The sequence below is a fragment of the bacterium endosymbiont of Bathymodiolus sp. 5 South genome, assembly GCF_900128535.1.
In the GTDB taxonomy this organism is placed as follows: domain Bacteria; phylum Pseudomonadota; class Gammaproteobacteria; order PS1; family Pseudothioglobaceae; genus Thiodubiliella.
In genome coordinates, this window is record NZ_FQTR01000424.1 from 1 (window position 1) to 828 (window position 828).

Consider the following 828-nt stretch of genomic DNA (forward strand, 5'->3'; position numbering starts at 1 on the left):
CAGGGTGATTGCAACCCAAATGGGCTTTTCTCAGGTTGCCAGTGGCCCCATGGTGCGTTCATCGTATCATGCAGATTTACAAGCGTCTGGTGAGTTGATCACATAATTATCGACCCAGCATTGCAAACTCCACTTCAAAGTAAACTATGCACTAAATCCCAAAGAATATGATAGGTGGTTAAATGAGACTCTTGCACTCTGTGGATGCTATCTGTTTCTACTGTTAGACATATATCCACATTGTTGGATTTTGCCATTTCACCGCCTGTTTGCCCAGAGAATCCAATGGTGGATAACCCCATTTCTTTAGCTTGCGCAAAGGCCTTGATTAAACTCTTTGAATTTCCGCTAGTGGAGAATCCAATCAAAACATCGTTTTTTCTTGCCAAACAAAGTAATTGTCGTAAGAAAATATGTGCATTGCCTACATCATTTGCAACAGCAGTCATAGTGGCAATATCAGCGGTGAGATTAGTAAAACTTAGGGCTTTTCTACCCGTGGTTACTGGGTGCATAAATTCGGTGGTAATATGTGCTGCATCGCAAGATGAGCCACCATTTCCCATGGCGAATAAATGTCCATTTTGTTGATAACATTGAGCAATAATTTGTGCGGAGCGTAGAATTTTATGTTCATTTTTTTGAAAGAAAGCCTGCTTGGCGTTGATGCTATCTGCCACTTTCTCTTGAATTGAAGCCAGTAACAATTCTGTATTGACACCCTTCTTGTTTTCATTTAAAAAAGGGTATAAGTCTGATAATGCTTTATTATTGTTCATATTTTCTCTCCCTAGCGATGCAAATTGCTGATTGACCTAAACTAATACT

1 protein-coding gene and 1 pseudogene are annotated in these 828 nt (G+C 39.7%); one reads left to right on the plus strand and one right to left on the minus strand.

The window, feature by feature from the left end:
• Positions 1–106, plus strand: a pseudogene (locus BBROOKSOX_RS12420) (lipoyl synthase); the annotation flags it as partial.
• A 28-nt stretch (positions 107–134) separates the two neighbouring features.
• Here BBROOKSOX_RS12420 and BBROOKSOX_RS11960 read toward each other — a convergent pair.
• On the minus strand, positions 135–779 hold the full coding sequence (locus tag BBROOKSOX_RS11960; RefSeq protein ID WP_139662127.1) for a D-sedoheptulose-7-phosphate isomerase: 645 nt from the start codon (positions 777–779) through the stop codon (positions 135–137).
• Positions 780–828 lie beyond the last annotated feature (49 nt).

What these genes read in the sequence shown, in the direction of transcription:
- BBROOKSOX_RS11960 (WP_139662127.1), bottom strand. Translation starts at nt 779, where the DNA reads ATGAACAATAATAAAGCATTATCAGACTTATACCCTTTTTTAAATGAA.